Source organism: Roseovarius azorensis (assembly GCF_900109455.1).
Taxonomy (GTDB): Bacteria; Pseudomonadota; Alphaproteobacteria; order Rhodobacterales; family Rhodobacteraceae; genus Roseovarius; species Roseovarius azorensis.
Genome location: NZ_FOAG01000006.1, coordinates 79,727 through 93,977, shown reverse-complemented (window position 1 = coordinate 93,977; position 14,251 = coordinate 79,727). Strand labels below are relative to the sequence as shown.

General features: G+C 62.8%; 15 protein-coding genes and 2 tRNA genes. 8 read left to right on the top strand and 9 right to left on the bottom strand.

Features of this window, described 5'->3' with window-relative positions:
- Positions 1-62 precede the first annotated feature (62 nt).
- Complete coding sequence (locus BSG08_RS10570; RefSeq protein ID WP_093036305.1) at positions 63-506, bottom strand: Lrp/AsnC family transcriptional regulator; 444 nt, start codon at positions 504-506, stop codon at positions 63-65.
- 82 nt (positions 507-588) lie between these two features.
- On the opposite strand from BSG08_RS10570, the gene BSG08_RS10565 reads away from it, so the two are divergent.
- On the top strand, positions 589-1,185 hold the full coding sequence (locus tag BSG08_RS10565; RefSeq protein ID WP_093036302.1) for a LysE family translocator: 597 nt from the start codon (positions 589-591) through the stop codon (positions 1,183-1,185).
- 102 nt (positions 1,186-1,287) lie between these two features.
- Positions 1,288-2,250, top strand: coding sequence for an acetyl-CoA carboxylase carboxyltransferase subunit alpha (locus BSG08_RS10560; RefSeq protein WP_093036299.1), 963 nt, complete (start codon positions 1,288-1,290; stop codon positions 2,248-2,250).
- Between the two features lie 61 nt (positions 2,251-2,311).
- Here BSG08_RS10560 and BSG08_RS10555 read toward each other — a convergent pair whose 3' ends face one another.
- Together BSG08_RS10555 and BSG08_RS10550 are read right to left on the bottom strand one after the other, a co-directional pair.
- Positions 2,312-2,959, bottom strand: a complete 648-nt coding sequence (locus BSG08_RS10555) for a GntR family transcriptional regulator (RefSeq protein WP_093036296.1) — start codon at positions 2,957-2,959, stop codon at positions 2,312-2,314.
- A 30-nt stretch (positions 2,960-2,989) separates the two neighbouring features.
- Complete coding sequence (locus tag BSG08_RS10550; protein WP_093036293.1) at positions 2,990-3,682, bottom strand: M48 family metallopeptidase; 693 nt, start codon at positions 3,680-3,682, stop codon at positions 2,990-2,992.
- Positions 3,683-3,795: 113 nt separating this feature from the next.
- Here BSG08_RS10550 and BSG08_RS10545 point away from each other — a divergent pair, with 113 nt between their 5' ends.
- From BSG08_RS10545 to BSG08_RS10535, 3 genes are all read left to right on the top strand, one after another.
- A complete protein-coding gene (locus BSG08_RS10545; RefSeq protein WP_093036290.1) occupies positions 3,796-4,119 on the top strand; it encodes a TIGR02300 family protein in 324 nt (107 codons plus the stop codon).
- Positions 4,120-4,205: 86 nt separating this feature from the next.
- A tRNA-Ala gene (locus BSG08_RS10540) sits at positions 4,206-4,281 on the top strand.
- A gap of 237 nt (positions 4,282-4,518) precedes the next feature.
- Entirely contained in the window at positions 4,519-5,772 is a 1,254-nt protein-coding gene (locus tag BSG08_RS10535) for a DNA polymerase IV (RefSeq protein ID WP_093036287.1), read from the top strand.
- Between the two features lie 6 nt (positions 5,773-5,778).
- Here the strand turns inward: BSG08_RS10535 and BSG08_RS10530 are convergent, their stop codons facing one another.
- Positions 5,779-6,642 carry an N-formylglutamate amidohydrolase gene (locus tag BSG08_RS10530; protein WP_093036284.1) on the bottom strand — a complete coding sequence of 288 codons (864 nt, stop codon included), beginning with the start codon at positions 6,640-6,642 and terminating at the stop codon, positions 5,779-5,781.
- 147 nt (positions 6,643-6,789) lie between these two features.
- Between BSG08_RS10530 and BSG08_RS10525 the strand changes: the two genes are divergently transcribed.
- From BSG08_RS10525 to BSG08_RS10515, 3 genes are all read left to right on the top strand, one after another.
- Positions 6,790-6,864: transfer RNA gene (locus BSG08_RS10525), tRNA-Val, on the top strand.
- A gap of 80 nt (positions 6,865-6,944) precedes the next feature.
- A complete protein-coding gene (gene ykgO / locus BSG08_RS10520; RefSeq protein ID WP_068338904.1) occupies positions 6,945-7,070 on the top strand; it encodes a type B 50S ribosomal protein L36 in 126 nt (41 codons plus the stop codon).
- A gap of 152 nt (positions 7,071-7,222) precedes the next feature.
- Positions 7,223-8,464 carry an NAD(P)/FAD-dependent oxidoreductase gene (locus BSG08_RS10515; protein WP_093036281.1) on the top strand — a complete coding sequence of 414 codons (1,242 nt, stop codon included), beginning with the start codon at positions 7,223-7,225 and terminating at the stop codon, positions 8,462-8,464.
- Between the two features lie 6 nt (positions 8,465-8,470).
- On the opposite strand, the gene BSG08_RS10510 is transcribed toward BSG08_RS10515, so the two are convergent.
- The 5 genes from BSG08_RS10510 to BSG08_RS10490 form a co-directional block, all read right to left on the bottom strand.
- Entirely contained in the window at positions 8,471-9,691 is a 1,221-nt protein-coding gene (locus BSG08_RS10510; protein WP_093036278.1) for a phenylacetate--CoA ligase family protein, read from the bottom strand.
- Between the two features lie 49 nt (positions 9,692-9,740).
- Positions 9,741-10,565, bottom strand: coding sequence for an ABC transporter ATP-binding protein (locus BSG08_RS10505; protein WP_093036774.1), 825 nt, complete (start codon positions 10,563-10,565; stop codon positions 9,741-9,743).
- A gap of 131 nt (positions 10,566-10,696) precedes the next feature.
- Entirely contained in the window at positions 10,697-11,983 is a 1,287-nt protein-coding gene (locus tag BSG08_RS10500) for an ABC transporter substrate-binding protein (protein ID WP_093036275.1), read from the bottom strand.
- A 77-nt stretch (positions 11,984-12,060) separates the two neighbouring features.
- A complete protein-coding gene (locus tag BSG08_RS10495) occupies positions 12,061-13,137 on the bottom strand; it encodes a branched-chain amino acid ABC transporter permease (RefSeq protein WP_093036273.1) in 1,077 nt (358 codons plus the stop codon).
- Positions 13,138-13,238: 101 nt separating this feature from the next.
- A complete protein-coding gene (locus tag BSG08_RS10490; protein ID WP_093036270.1) occupies positions 13,239-14,225 on the bottom strand; it encodes a branched-chain amino acid ABC transporter permease in 987 nt (328 codons plus the stop codon).
- Positions 14,226-14,251 lie beyond the last annotated feature (26 nt).

Here is a 14,251-nt window from a genome sequence, read left to right as displayed (position 1 = left end):
AAGCGGATAACGGCGGCAGGTGTGATCGAGGGGCCGATGAACGGCCCCCTTTCATTCACCCCTCACGCCCGCGCATCCTTGGGCGAGCCCATGACCACATAGGACGTGATCGCGTTGACCTGCGGCAGCGTGCCCAGAACATCGGTGTGAAAGCGTTTGTAGGCCACCAGATCGGCCACCTCGACGCGCAGCAGATATTCCACCGCCCCCGTTATGTTGTGGCATTCTACAACCTCTGACGCGCGCGCCATGGCCTGCTCGAACGCCTCCTGACTGGCCTTGGTGTGACTGTTGAGCCCAACCGTGACATAGGCCACGAACCCCACCCCAAGCGCCGCGCGATCCAGCACCGCGCGATAGCCCGCGATCACCCCGCGCCGTTCGAGATCCTGCACCCGCCGCAGACAGGCCGAGGGCGACAATCCCACCCGGTCCGCGAGGTCCAGATTGCTGATCCGACCGTCGCGAGTCAGCTCCTGCAATATACGGTCGCTTATTTTATCCATGGCTATATTTTATTGCAAAATATCTCCTCTTCCACAATAAAACGCAATTCAAATGCACGGTTTATCGCATATGGTTGCTCGTATGACACCTGATATCCTTATCGCCCTCGCCACATTCGCCTTTGTCACGGTCATGACGCCGGGTCCCAATAACCTCATGCTTCTGGCCTCGGGGACGAATTTCGGGTTTACTCGCACGATCCCCCATATGTTGGGGATCGGGCTTGGTTTTCCGCTCATGGTGGCCTGTGTGGGCCTCGGGGTGATGCAGATCTTCGACCTCTGGCCGCTCAGCTACACGATTCTGAAAATCGCCTCTGTGGGGTATCTGCTCTACCTGGCGTGGAAGATTGCCCATGCCGCCCCGCCCAAGGAGGCGATGGCAGAGACGAGGCCGTTGACCTTCCTGCAATCCGCCGCCTTTCAATGGGTAAATCCCAAGGCATGGAGCATGGCGCTGTCGGCCATCACGCTCTATGCCACCGGTCGCGACCTGGCGGCAGTGCTGTGGGTGGCGGGGGTCTATGTCGCGGTATCGACGATCAGCACGACCAGCTGGACAGTGCTTGGCCAACAACTCCGCCGCCTGCTCAAGGATCAGACCCGCCTGCGCATATTCAACTGGATCATGGCCGCCCTTCTGGTTGCCACCTTGATCCCGGTTCTTCTGCCCGCGTGACGATTGCCCTGCTGCCCTGCGCGCCGCGCTGGCCCGGTTGTGATTGCAAATCCGTCCCATCCGGCCATATAACCCCACGGCAAACGTGGAGACCGCAAGGCGATGACCAACTACCTCGACTTTGAAAAGCCGCTGGCCGAGATTGAAGGCAAGGCCGAAGAGTTGCGCGCCCTGGCGCGCTCGAATGCCGGGATGGATGTCGAGGCCGAGGCGGGCGCGCTTGACCGCAAGGCTGCGGATCTCTTGCGCGATCTCTACAAGAACCTCTCGCCATGGCGCAAATGCCAGGTTGCCCGGCATCCCGACCGGCCGCATTGCCGCGACTACATCGAGGCGCTCTTTGCCGAATACACGCCCCTCGCCGGCGACCGCACCTTTGGCGAGGATGAGGCGGTGATGGGCGGTCTCGCCCGTTTCGACGACCGGCCCGTGATGGTGATCGGCCATGAAAAGGGGAATGACACCAAGAGCCGCATCACCCGCAATTTCGGCATGGCCCGCCCCGAGGGCTATCGCAAGGCGGTGCGGCTGATGCAGATGGCCGACCGGTTCGGCCTGCCGGTGATCACGCTGGTGGACACGCCCGGCGCCTATCCCGGCAAGGGCGCCGAGGAGCGCGGGCAATCCGAGGCTATCGCACGGGCCACCGAAACCTGCCTTCAGATCGGCGTGCCGCTGGTCTCTGTGATTATCGGCGAGGGCGGATCGGGCGGCGCCGTGGCCTTTGCCAGCGCCAACCGGGTGGCGATGCTGGAACATTCCGTCTATTCGGTGATCTCTCCCGAGGGCTGTGCCAGCATCCTGTGGAAGGATGCCGAGAAGATGCGCGAAGCCGCCGAAGCGCTGCGCCTGACGGCGCAGGATCTGATCAAGCTGGGCGTTGCCGACCGGATCATCGACGAGCCGCTGGGCGGCGCCCATCGGGACCGGGCCCGCGCCATCACCGCCGTCGGCAAGAGCCTCAAGGCGATGCTGGGCGACCTGGCAAAAAAGGACCGCGCCGCCCTGATCCGGGACCGCCGCGAGAAATTCCTGAAGATGGGAGCAAAGGGGCTGGCGGCCTAGAGCTTTATGATCTGGCTCAATTTCGAACCGAATAAGTCTATCAACTTTTTCTGAAATTTCTTTAACCCACCAGCATCTTGAGGCCCTGGGTCACGTCCGAGCGCACAGCGAGCCGAAGGCTGGGTTCATCGCCGGCCTTGAGCGCCGCGATGATCAGCCGGTGATAATGCGGTGGATCCTTGCGCCGAAGCCGCCCGTAGAGCGCGCGCATGGTGGGGCCAAGTTGCAACCAGACGGTTTCAGCCATGGCCAGCATCGCGGGGGCCTGAGCACGCAGGTAGAGCGTGCGGTGAAATTCCAGATTGCGCCGGATATAGGCCACCGCATCCTGCCGGGCGATATCCTCGGCGACGCGGGCATTGATGCTCTGCAACCGGTCGATCAGGGCAATATGCGCGCGCGGCAGCGCGCGGCTGGCCAGTTCCACCTCGATCAGTGAACGCAACGCGGCCAGTTCCTCGATCCGCTCGTTGTTGAGTTCCGGTGTGCTGACCCGGCCCGAGCTTGAGATCGTCAGCGCGCCCTCGGCCGACAGGCGGCGCACCGCCTCGCGCGCGGGCGTCATCGACACGCCGAATTCCGCGCCGATGCCGCGCAAGGTCAGCGCCTGACCGGGGGCGATCTCGCCATGCATGATCCGCGACCGCAGACCGCGGTAAACGCGGTCATGCGCAGAGGGCGAGGGATCGGGGCGCGGAGGCAGCAACATTCGTCTATGTGATCACAAATCCCGTACCGGTCAATCGCCGAAACGATAGCGATGCAACTGCGCCCCCTCGCGCCGCAGCCAGGCGCGCGGAGCGGCATAATCCGGCAGCAACCGCGCCACGACGGCCCAGAAGGCGGCGGAATGGTTCATCTCGGCCAGATGCGCCACCTCATGCGCCGCCACATAATCGAGCACCTCGGGCGGGGCCATGATCAGCCGCCACGAATAGCTGAGCGCTCCGGTTGACGAACACGACCCCCACCGCGACCGCGTGTCGCGCAGCGCAAGCCGGGTGTAGCGCCGTCCGAGACACGCGGCATAGCGGTCAGAGACGGTCGCCAGCCGGTCGCGGGCACGGGCCCGCAGCCAGCCTTGCAGGCGCGCCGCCATCATTTCGGCGGGGCCCGGCACCAGGAGTTGATCGCCCTCGGGAATGATCCTGCGGCCAGCCCCCTGAGCGATTCGCATCACCTGTCCCTCCAGAGGGATATGCACCCCGTATCCGATACGAGCCGACTCGGCCCTGCCCGCCAGCTGCGCCCGCAGCCAATCGCCCCTGGAACGGGCGAATTCCAGCGCCTCGGAGTCGGCCACACCGCGTGGCACAGTCAGCGTCACACGCCCGTCAAGCCCGGATACACGCAGGGAAATCCGCCGCGCACGCGGTGACCTGCGCAGGCATAGTTCAACAGGGGGGTTGCCGACAAGAACGTGATGGCCCATATGCCCTCCTGATTGACAAACAGCGCGCCGCTTCAAAGCCTTTGACAGCTGTGAATTGTTATGGCAGGTGGCGCGGATCATCGGCAAGACCAGAGATTCAAAGGGGATCATCCATGCCCAAGGCAGAATGGGGCGTCAAACGCCTGTGCCCGACCACGGGAAAACGGTTTTACGACCTGAACAAGAGTCCGATCATCAGCCCCTACACCGGCAACGTGGTGGAGATTGCCAGTGGCAAGACCCGCTCGATGATGCCGGATGCAGAAGATGCGGAAACCAAGAAACTGAAGACCAGCGTTCTGGATGACGATACCGACCTGCTGGACGATGATGACGTCGATGTCGATCTCGACGACGATCTGCTCGAGGACGAAGAAGACGAGAATGTCTCGCTGGACGATATCGCGGATGTCGCTTCGGAAGACAGCGATCTCTGAATCGCACAGCGCGCGGGATTTTCTGCTTGATCCCGAAGGCGGCTTTGCCTAGACAGCAGCGCACGGCCCACAGGGGCCGTGATCTTGGGGCCTTAGCTCAGCTGGGAGAGCGCTTGCATGGCATGCAAGAGGTCAGGGGTTCGATCCCCCTAGGCTCCACCAAATTCTTCCTGAAAAGCGCCACGAAGTTCTGCCTTTTCGGTCAGAAGTCTTACCTGTCTGTCGGAACCGGCCATCCGTTGCGGGCCGATCCCACGACCGCAGTGCGCGACGGGGCGACCGTGCCGATGAAAATCCCCCGCCACTGACACTCCGCGTCTTCTCCGGACCACAGATTTATTCCGCAGCACCAGCGTCGTGGCTGCAAACGGATCTGGAACGCGCTAGACTGCGCGCGTCATGCCCAGCCTCTGTCGCGAATGTCTTTGCCAGTTCGACACTACCGCGCGTTGTCCCGCCTGCGGCAGCCCGCGCGTGGTTTCGCATGACGAGATATTCAGCCTGTCGATCGCGCATATGGATTGCGACGCCTTCTATGCCAGTGTCGAGAAGCGCGACAATCCGGCGCTTGCGGACAAGCCGCTGATCATCGGTGGCGGGCGGCGCGGGGTGGTTTCGACTGCCTGCTATATTGCGCGCATTCGCGGCGTGCGCTCGGCGATGCCGATGTTTCAGGCGCTCCGGCTGTGCCCGGATGCCGTCGTGCTCAAACCCCGGATGGCGCTTTATGCCGAGGTATCACGCGCGATCCGAGCGATGATGCTTGATCTCACGCCCGCCGTCGAGCCGCTCTCGCTGGACGAGGCCTTTATTGATCTCACCGGCACCGGGCGACTGCATGGTGCGCCGCCTGCCGTGATGCTGGCGCGGCTGGTGCGTCGGATGCGGAATGAATTGGGGGTGACCGGTTCCATCGGTCTCAGCCACAACAAGTTTCTCGCCAAGATCGCCTCGGATCTCGACAAGCCGCACGGGTTCTCGGTGATCGGCGTCGCGGAGACGGCGGATTTCCTGCGCGAGCGCCCGGTCAGCCTGATCTGGGGTGTGGGGCAATCGACGCTGAATGCGCTGCACGGGTCCGGGATCCGCAGCTTTGCCGACCTGCTGCGGTGGGATCGCACGGATCTGACGGCGCGGTTCGGGTCGATGGGCCACCGGCTCTGGCATCTGGCGCGTGGCGAGGATATGCGCCGTGTTTCGCCCAATGCGCCGGTCAAGTCGATCTCGCACGAGACGACGTTTTTCGAGGATACGAGCGATCCCGACTTGCTCGACGGGCATCTGTGGCGGCTGTCGGAAAAGGTGGCGGACCGCGCCAAGGCCAGGGGCATCGCCGGGCGCGTGGTCACGCTCAAGCTCAAGCGCGCCGACCATGGGCTGGTCACCCGGCGGCAGGTGCTGCACGAGGCCACACAGCTGACCGATACGCTGTACCGCACGGCGCGCGGTCTGATGGATCATGTGCCGCAAGGCATGGCCTGGCGGTTGATCGGGGTAGGACTGTCCGATCTGGGTCCAGAGGCCGGGGCGGACCGATCCGGCGATCTGCTGGATCCGCAGGCCGCGAAACGCGCGGGGGCGGAACGGGCCAGCGATCTCATCCGCGCGAAATTCGGCCCCGAGGCGATCCTCAAGGGACGCGCGCTGCGCTGAGCCGCACTATTCCGCGGCCAATGGTGTGGCCACGGCGCGACCGATATCGGTAATCTCGCGGATCACCCCGCGCATCAGACTGCGGAAGGTCTCGAAATTTCCATTGGGGCGAATGAGGCGTTCGTTCATGTATAGCGCGCGGTCGATTTCGATCTGCACCGCGTGCCGCCCACGCGCGGGCCGCCCGTAGGTCTGGGTGATATAGGCCCCGGCAAAAGGTGTGTTGCGCGCCACAACCAGCCCGGCGCGGGCAAAGGCCGCCTCGATCCGGTCCACGATCGCGCCATCCGCCGCCGCGCCGAACCGATCGCCCAGAACGACCTCGGGGCGGCGCATGCCGCGCCGGGTGACGGAATCCATAGCCTCGTGCGGCATCGAGTGGCAATCTATCAGGATCGCCTGCCCGAACATCAGATGCGCCTGATCCAGCTGACCCTGCAACGCCGTGTGGTAGGGTCGCCAATAGGTTTCGATCCGGTAGGTTGCCTCGGCCATGCTCAGCTTGCCGGAATAGATCGCCTGCCCGTTGGCCACGACGCGCGGGATCACCCCAAGACCCGAGGCGACGCGCGGGTTATGCCCCTGACGGCTGACGCCTTCGATGAGCGCCGGGTCGAGTTCGTCCGCGCTCCGGTTGAGATCGACATAGGCGCGGGGCGCGCCCGCCTTGATCAGCGGGGCGCCGACCTGGGGGGCGCTGTCAAACAGCTGGTCCACAAAGGCATCTTCGGACGAGCGCACCGAATGTTCGTTTAGCTTTGTGCGGCGCAGGAATGTCCAGGGATAGTCCCGCCCGCTATGCGGTGAGGCGAACACCACCGAGGTGGTGCGCCGTTCCGGATACATCAGATGATAGGCGGCCCTGGGCATTCGCTCTACTCCTGAAATCCATAATAGACGGAAAATGCACTTCTAAAAGCCCTTGATCCCCTCAACGACTCCTTTTATAGACCAGCGGACCGGCGCGGATTTCCGCGCCCCTATTTGTTGGGGGCATGGCGACCTGCCGGTGTTCATGGGCGATTAGCTCAGTGGTAGAGCACTTCGTTGACATCGAAGGGGTCACAAGTTCGAACCTTGTATCGCCCACCATGAATTCATTGTTCTGCCCTGGCGCAGGACGCCCGCAACCCCAGGCGCTGGCCCGCGCCGCGACAGATCAGGAGACGACCATGAAGGTTCGTAATTCGCTGCGTTCGCTCAAGAACCGGCACCGCGATTGCCGTGTCGTGCGCCGCAAAGGCCGCGTATACGTCATCAACAAGACACAGCGCAAGTTCAAGGCCCGCCAGGGCTGAACCGGCATCCGCCCGGACTGTGCAACGCGACTGACCCCGCCCTTTCGGGCGGGGTTTTCGTTTGTGCGCCAACCGCAAATGGCCGCTTGCGGCGACCGCGAAGCTGCGATTATCTGGCGCGGCGTCGAACCTCTGAACCCGAAAGAAGCACCATGAGCAGCCCCCGTAAAATCATCGTGATCGGCGCCGGCATCTGCGGGCTGAGTTCCGCTATCTGGCTGCGCCGCGCGGGGCACGAGGTAACGCTGGTGGACAAGGACGGCCCCGGCGCGGGGGCATCCTTTGGCAATGCGGGTCTGCTGGCGCAATGGGCCGTGGTGCCGGTCAACACGCCGGGGCTGATCACCACGGGGTTGAAATACCTGCTCGACCCGCAAGCGCCGCTGTTTCTGCAGTGGTCGTATTTTCCGCGCCTCATACCCTGGTTGATCCGGTTTGCCGGCAATGCCAATGAGCGCGACACGCGGCGCATGGTGACGGGGCTCGCGCCGATCCTCAGCGACAGTCTGGATCAACATATCGCGCTGACGCGCGGCACCCGCGCCGAAAAATGGGTGGCCGCCAGTGATTTCAGCTATGCCTATGAGAGCCGCGCCGATTTCGAGGCGGACGCCTATAGCTGGGCGATCAAGCGCGAGGCGGGTTATGTGCCGGAACTGATCCTGGACGCGGCAGTGCAGGAGGCCGAGCCGATGCTGGGCCCGGCCATCCGGTGTCTGGCCACGCTGAGGGGGCACGGGCATATCCTGAACCCCGGCGCCTATATGGCCGATCTGGCGCTTGTGTTGCAGGAGGAAGGCGGGATCTACCGGCAGGCGGAGGTTCGTGACATCACGCTCAGCGACGGGCGGATTACCGGCGTCGAGACGGATCATGGCCCGTTGCCCTGTGACGGCGCGGTGCTGGCGGCGGGCATCTGGTCAAAGCCGCTGATGCGCAAGCTGGGGCTGAACGTCCCGCTTGAGGCCGAACGCGGCTATCACCTGCATTTCACCAACCCTTCGCAGATACCGCGCCATCCGCTGATGATCGCCAGCGGCAAATTCGCGGTCAATCCGATGGACCACGGGTTGCGCTGTGCCGGAACGGTGGAACTGGGCGGTATCAGCAAGGGTCCATCCCGCGCACCGCTCGACCTGATCCGCCGGGGTGCGGCGCGGGCTTTCCCGGACCTGACCTATGACGGTGTCGAGGAATGGATGGGATTTCGCCCCTCGACACCCGACAGCCTGCCGCTGATCGGCGAGATCGGGCGCACCGGCGTGCATGCGGCATTCGGGCATCAGCATATCGGCCTGACGGCAGGGCCCAAGACCGGACGGATCGTCGCCGACCTGATCAGCGGAGCGCGTCCCAACATCGACCTCGCGCCTTATGACGCCAATCGGTTCTGAAACGGATCAGTCGTAGCTGCGCAGATCCTCGATCACCTTGCCATCGTTGGGCAGGCTGCCGGGGGGCACGATCTCGATGCGGCCCTTGAGTTTGAGCATCTCGGCCACTGTTCCGGCGTAACAGTCGGGATCGCCACCCAGCGCCTCGATTCGCACGGTCATCACATCCGCCTCGCCCTCACGGCTGGCGATGACGCGGGCGCGGGTGATAGTGTCATGCCGGGCCACCAATGCGGCCACCTGTTCGGGGCGCACGAACATGCCCTTGATCTTGGTGGTCTGATCGGCACGTCCCATCCAGCCCCTGATGCGCATGTTGGTTCGACCACAGGGACTGTCCCCGTCCATCACGGCGCTCAGATCGCCAGTGGCGAAGCGGATCAGCGGATAGTCGGGATTGAGCGTGGTCACGACCACCTCGCCCACCTCGCCGGGGGCGACCGGATTGCCGGTGCCTGGGGTCACGATCTCGACGATCACGCCCTCATCGACGATCATCCCCTCCTGTGCTGCGCTCTCATAGGCGATGTTGCCCAGATCGGCGGTGGCATAGCATTGCAGGCATGTGATGCCGCGATCCGCGTATTCGGCGCGCAGCGACGGGAAAAGCGCGCCGCCGCCCACCGCCGCCTTGGCGATCTTCAACGGCAGACCCATTTCATCGGCCTTGTCGAGGATGACCTTGAGGTAATCGGGCGTCCCGGCATAGGTTGTGACCCCCAAGTCATGCGCGGCACGCGCCTGCAATTCGGTCTGGCCAGTGCCAGCGGGCAGCACGGCCGCCCCTACGGCGCGCGTACCGTTCTCGAAGATCATGCCCGCAGGCACAAGGTGATAGGAAAAGCAGTTCTGCACGATATCGCCCGGGCCTATGCCGCAGGCATGCAGGAAGCGGCCCATCCGCCACCAGTCGTGATCCACACCGCCCGGTTCATAGATCGGGCCGGGGGATTGAAAGACATGGGCAAAGCCCTGCACGGGATGCGTGGTCAGCCCACCAAACGGCGCCGCCTCTGCCTGCGCACGCCCAAGATCGGATTTGCGCAGCACGGGCAGTTCCGCCAGATCCGCAGGCCCAGTGATGCGGGCCGCGTCGAACCCCCGTAGCGTCTTGCCATATCCCGGCAGGGCCTGGGCGCGGGCAATCTGTTCCGGCAGCACACGGGCCAGAGCGGCGGCGCGCTCGTCCGCGCTGCGGATTTCGAGTGAATCAAAATACCTGTTCATCCAATCATCCTTTGGGGCAAGCCCGCGCAAAACGGTTCTGGCATCGTCCTTATGCCAGCCACCTCTTGCGGCGCCTGTAGCTGCGTACATCGCGGAACGATTTACGGCCCTCGTCGGACATGCCGAGATAGAATTCCTTGACATCCGGGTTCTCGCGCAGGCTGTCAGCGGCGCCGTCCATCACGACGCGACCCGATTCCAGAATGTAGCCATAATGCGCAAAGCGCAGGGCGACATTGGTGTTCTGCTCGGCCAGAAGGAAGGTATAACCCTCTTCCTCATTGAGCGATTTGACAATGTGGAAAATCTGTTCGACCAGTTGTGGTGCGAGACCCATGCTGGGCTCGTCCAACAGGATTGTCTCTGGTCTTGACATCAGCGCGCGGCCGATGGCGCACATCTGCTGTTCGCCGCCCGAAGTATAGCCCGCCAGACTCTTGCGGCGTTCCTTGAGGCGCGGAAAATAGGAATAAACCAGTTCCAGGTCGGCGTCGATCTCGGCCCGGCTGGAACCGCGCGTGTAGGCGCCGGTCAGCAGGTTTTCCTCGACGGTCAGATGCTCGAAGCAATGCCGCCCCTCCATCACCTGAATGACACCCTTTTTGACCAGATCGGAGGGCATCAGGTCCTGCACCCGCTCGCCGCGATAGGTGATCGTGCCCTTGGTGACCTCGCCGCGCTCGGATTTCAGCAGATTTGAAATAGCCTTGAGCGTGGTCGTCTTGCCCGCGCCATTGCCGCCCAGCAGCGCGGTGATCCCGCCCTTGGGCACAGTGAGGCTGACCCCCTTGAGCACGAGGATGACGTGATTGTAGATCACCTCGATATTGTTGACCTCAAGAAGGGTCTCTTCGGTGTGTCCTGCATCCAGCATCGGTCGGTCTTTCTGCATGTCGTCCCGGTTTGATACGGGGCATCCTGGGTTGGTCAGGCACGGCGACTTTGCCGCCGCGCCCTGTGTTCAGGCGGGCCCCGGGTCAGCCCCGGGGCCCGCCGTGGTCCGGCTCAGCAGCCCGGGGTGATCCCGTTTTCGGCAGCAAAGGCGGCGCTGTCCTCTGCCACGAGGGCCGCGATGATTTCCTGATCCGACTGGTAGTAGTCAGTGATCAGCTTGAACTCGCCGGCAGCGGCATCCCACTGCGACACGGCGCCAAGACCGTTGCCGCCGTGGTTTTCACAGCTGACCTTGAATTCGGGACCAAAGTTGGGGACGCCGAGCGCCGTCATCTTGGCCTCGGTCATTTCGAGGTTTTCCATGCCGTCGCGCATCTGGCTTGCGTTGATCGCGGCGGTGCCGTGCATCTCCTGCGCGGTCTTGATCGCCTCTGCGGCGAGGATCGCGGCATACATGCCCCGGTTGTAGAGCACGGTGCCAAGCTGGTCGCCCGCACCCGCGGCCTTGCCCGCATCAACGACATGTTTTCGCAGGTCGTCATAGATCGGATAGCCGGAGCCGAGGTTGTGAAAGGTCAGCGCCTTGTAGCCATTGGCGCCAGCGCCTGCGGCCTTCACGTCGTTCTCGGAGCCTGACCACCAGATCCCGATGAAATTCTCCATCGGAAAGCGGATGTTCACGGCCTCCTGAATGGCGACCTGGTTCATCACGCCCCAGCCCCACATCAGCACGTAATCGGGCCGCTGCTGCCGGATCTGAAGCCACTGGGACTTCTGCTCCTGACCGGGGTGATCCACGGGCAGCAGCGACAGCTCATAACCATGTTTCTTGGCCAATTCCTCGAGCGTGCGGATGGGTTCCTTGCCATAGGCCGAGTTGTGATAGACCAGCGCGATCTTCTTGCCACTGATGTCGCCGCCGTTTTCGTTCAGAATGTGGGTGATCGCGTGGCTCGCCCCGTCCCAGTAGTTGGCGGGGTAGTTGAACACGTAGGGAAACACGCCGCCATTCTTGGCGGAGGTGCGACCATAACCCATGGTGTGAAGCGGAATGCCATCGGCCGTCGCCTTGGGGATCAACTGATAGGTGATGCCGGTCGAGAGCGGCTGATAGAGCAGCGCGCCATTGCCCGCGCCCTTGGTCGCCTCGTAGCATTCAACGCCTTTTTCGGTGTTATAGCCGGTTTCGCATTCCACGAGGTTGATCTTTTCGCCGCCGACGCCGCCATCGCGTTCGTTCAGCAGGGTGAAGTAGTCCTGATACCCGTCCGAGAACGGAATGCCGTTCGCGGCATAGGGTCCGGTCCGATAGCTGGTATCGACGATCGTCAGGTCAGCCAGCGCAGGCCCCGCAGCCAGCACGGCGGCGGTCACTGCTGTCAGTAGTGTCTGTCTCATCGGTTTGTATCCTCCCATGGTTTTGTCCGATGTTGCGTAGGGCGAGGCTTTGCCCCGCCGCACCTTCTCTGCCCTTCTCAATGCGGGAAGGGCCAAAGCCTCAGTTTCTCCTTGGCCACACGCCACAGCTGCGCCAGCCCGTGCGGTTCGGCGATCAGAAAGATGACGATCAGCGCGCCGACGATCATGAATTCCAGATGCGCCGCCAGATCGGTGGGCCAGCCAAGCCCCCCCACCAGCGTGTTCTTGAGCAGCACCGGCAAGAGCACCAGGAATGCCGCCCCGGCAAAGCTGCCGAAGATCGAGCCAAGTCCGCCGATGATCACCATGAACAGCACGAGGAAGGATTTGTTGATCCCGAACACCTCGCCCACCTCGACCGCGCCCAGATAGACCGCAAAGAAGAGGGCGCCGGATATGCCGACGAAAAACGAACTTACTGCAAAGGCGCTGAGTTTGGCCTTGAGCGGGTTCACTCCGATGATCTCGGCGGCGATATCCATGTCGCGGATGGCCATCCATTTGCGCCCAGCCATGCCGCGCGTCAGGTTCCGCGCGATGATGGCACAGGCAACGACAAAGACAAGACAAAAGAGATAGGCTGCCCAGGGGGCCGTTTGCGCGCCGGTGATCGGCACGCCCAGAATGGTGCGTTCCGGCGCGCTTATCTGACCCGATGCCGAGTAGTTGTAGAACCACGGAACCCGGTTGAAGAGCCAGACCAGAAAGAACTGCGCCGCCAGCGTCGCCACCGCGAGGTAGAAGCCCTTGATGCGCAAGGACGGAAGGCCAAAGAGCACCCCCACCCCGGCGGTTATCCCGCCCGCCAGGATGACATGAATGAAGATGCTGATCTCCGGGAACGCGGTCATCAGCTTGTAGACCGCATAGGCCCCCACCGCCATGAAGCCGCCGGTCCCCAGCGAGACCTGCCCGCAATAGCCCACGAGAATGTTGAGGCCGATCGCGGCGATCGAATAGATCAGGAACGGCAGCAACACGGCATTGACCCAGTAGTCGTTGATCACGAACGGAATGACGGCAAAGGCCACAATCAGCACCGCGTAATAGCGGTAGCGATCGAACCTGATCGGAAAGGTCTGGCTGTCGTCGGTGTAGGAGGTCTTGAAATCCCCCGCCTCACGGTAAAACATCTAGAGAACCTCCCCAAGGATTTCATCATTGTCGTGACGTGGCGCGCGATTGGCGGGCCGGGCGGTCACGTTGACGGTGGCGTTCAGCTTTTGCATCACCGTCACACCCTCTCGATGATCTTTTCGCCGAACAGGCCCTGTGGCCGGAAGACGAGAAAGATCAGCGCCAACACATAGGCGAACCAGTTTTCTGTCGCGCCGCCCACCATCGGGCCCACGCTGAATTCAAAGAGTTTTTCGCCGACCCCGATGATCAGCCCGCCCACGATGGCGCCGGGAATCGAGGTGAACCCGCCCAGCATCAGAACCGGCAGCGCCTTGAGCGCGATCAGCGACAGCGAGAACTGCACGCCCGATTTCGTGCCCCACATGATGCCCGCGACCAGCGCCACAAACCCGGCCAGAGACCAGACCATGACCCAGATGAACTTGAGCGAGATGCCGACGCTGAGCGCCGCTTGATGGTCATCGGCCACCGCGCGCATGGCCCGGCCCTGTTTGGAATACTGCGCGAAAAGCACCAGAGAGACCACCAGCAGGGCAGCCACGACCGTCGCCACGATATCCAGATTGTCGATGAAAAAGCCGTAGCCGAAGATCCCGAAGGTCAGATCGTCTATTGCCGGGTTGATGCCCTGAGGCAGACCGACATCCAGTTTCTTGATGTCGCTGCCCCACATGATGTCGCCAAAACCTTCGAGGAAATAGGCAAGGCCGATGGTGGCCATGAACAGGATGATCGGTTCCTGGTTGACCAGATGGCGAAAGATCAGCTGATTGACGGTCCAGGCCAGCAACACCATGACCAGGATGGTCAGGATGATCGCCAGAAGCGTCGGCACATGCCAGCCGAAATGATGAACCTGGGTTCCCAGAATCGCATTGATCAGGTGGGCAAAGGGCACCTGTCCCTCCATGACCCCGACCAGCGTGAGCGCCGCGAAGAGCGCCATGACTCCCTGCGCATAGTTGAAAATGCCGGACGCCTTGTAGATCAGGACGAACCCGAGGGCCACGAGCGCGTAAAGCACCCCCGCCATGAGCCCGTTCAGCACGACTTCCATTCCGAATAGCAGCTGATCAGGCATGGGATGTCTCCGTTACATTGACGTTT

Bases quoted from the DNA above. Each gene is read 5' to 3' on its own strand.
- BSG08_RS10550 (WP_093036293.1), bottom strand. From the start codon at position 3,682: ATGGGCCATCACGTTCTTGTCGGCAACCCCCCTGTTGAACTATGCCTG.
- BSG08_RS10545 (WP_093036290.1), top strand. From the start codon at position 3,796: ATGCCCAAGGCAGAATGGGGCGTCAAACGCCTGTGCCCGACCACGGGA.
- BSG08_RS10495 (WP_093036273.1), bottom strand. From the start codon at position 13,137: ATGTTTTACCGTGAGGCGGGGGATTTCAAGACCTCCTACACCGACGAC.
- BSG08_RS10570 (WP_093036305.1), bottom strand. From the start codon at position 506: ATGGATAAAATAAGCGACCGTATATTGCAGGAGCTGACTCGCGACGGT.
- BSG08_RS10560 (WP_093036299.1), top strand. From the start codon at position 1,288: ATGACCAACTACCTCGACTTTGAAAAGCCGCTGGCCGAGATTGAAGGC.
- ykgO (WP_068338904.1), top strand. From the start codon at position 6,945: ATGAAGGTTCGTAATTCGCTGCGTTCGCTCAAGAACCGGCACCGCGAT.
- BSG08_RS10490 (WP_093036270.1), bottom strand. From the start codon at position 14,225: ATGCCTGATCAGCTGCTATTCGGAATGGAAGTCGTGCTGAACGGGCTC.
- BSG08_RS10500 (WP_093036275.1), bottom strand. From the start codon at position 11,983: ATGAGACAGACACTACTGACAGCAGTGACCGCCGCCGTGCTGGCTGCG.
- BSG08_RS10565 (WP_093036302.1), top strand. From the start codon at position 589: ATGACACCTGATATCCTTATCGCCCTCGCCACATTCGCCTTTGTCACG.
- BSG08_RS10515 (WP_093036281.1), top strand. From the start codon at position 7,223: ATGAGCAGCCCCCGTAAAATCATCGTGATCGGCGCCGGCATCTGCGGG.
- BSG08_RS10505 (WP_093036774.1), bottom strand. From the start codon at position 10,565: ATGCTGGATGCAGGACACACCGAAGAGACCCTTCTTGAGGTCAACAAT.
- BSG08_RS10555 (WP_093036296.1), bottom strand. From the start codon at position 2,959: ATGTTGCTGCCTCCGCGCCCCGATCCCTCGCCCTCTGCGCATGACCGC.
- BSG08_RS10535 (WP_093036287.1), top strand. From the start codon at position 4,519: ATGCCCAGCCTCTGTCGCGAATGTCTTTGCCAGTTCGACACTACCGCG.
- BSG08_RS10530 (WP_093036284.1), bottom strand. From the start codon at position 6,642: ATGCCCAGGGCCGCCTATCATCTGATGTATCCGGAACGGCGCACCACC.
- BSG08_RS10510 (WP_093036278.1), bottom strand. From the start codon at position 9,691: ATGAACAGGTATTTTGATTCACTCGAAATCCGCAGCGCGGACGAGCGC.